This is a genomic window from Vibrio sp. 1249-1, from assembly GCF_033340495.1.
This window is the reverse complement of the sequence record NZ_JAWOWJ010000679.1, coordinates 1-646: the sequence shown is the minus strand read 5'-3', so window position 1 is coordinate 646 and position 646 is coordinate 1. Positions and strand designations below refer to the sequence as shown.

Genomic DNA, 646 nt, shown 5'->3' with positions numbered 1-646 from the left:
ATCTTCTCGTCCGTAATCAGACGGATACGCTGCTTGGTGGCTTTGACAAAGTGAACCAAGAGGCGGAACGATTTGGTACGTCAGGCCGAGTTTATCGACGTGCGGTCAAAGATCTTATCGATAAAGGACTCATTGCAAAAACCGACAATGGCTTAGCGATTCTTGATGAAATGGCGTTAAAAGCGTTCATCGATTCGCACGAATAATTCAATTCGGGATTGCAATGATTGCCATTCATAAGTACTTGAAATGGTTTAATCTAAAATCACTGTAATGAATGTAAAGTCGTATAAATCTTGTTGAATGCTTTTGAGAGTAACGCTATATTGCGAACGCGCATGATAATAGATCTCATTAAGGCTCAACAAAATGAAAAAACTCGTCAGTGCGGCTGTTTTCTCGCTGCTAACCATTTCTCCATCTTTTGCTGCTAACGTTGTTATTGACCATTACATGGGAAAAACCGAGCTAGAACAATCGCCTAAGCGGGTGGTTGTGATTGGTTTTGGTCCTTTAGATGCTTTGGATAACTTCGGGATTGAGCCTGTAGCTGTGTCAAACGCATCTCATCTTCCGAGCTACCTTTCTAAGTACAGCAAAGAGAACTACACATCTGCAGGCAGTTTGTTTGAGCCTGACTTTGAAG

2 pseudogenes are annotated in these 646 nt (G+C 42.0%); both read left to right on the top strand.

What is annotated here, in order from left to right:
• A pseudogene (locus tag R7Z50_RS28315) lies at window positions 1-206 on the top strand (Crp/Fnr family transcriptional regulator); the annotation flags it as partial.
• A 163-nt stretch (window positions 207-369) separates the two neighbouring features.
• A pseudogene (locus R7Z50_RS28310) lies at window positions 370-646 on the top strand (siderophore ABC transporter substrate-binding protein); the annotation flags it as partial.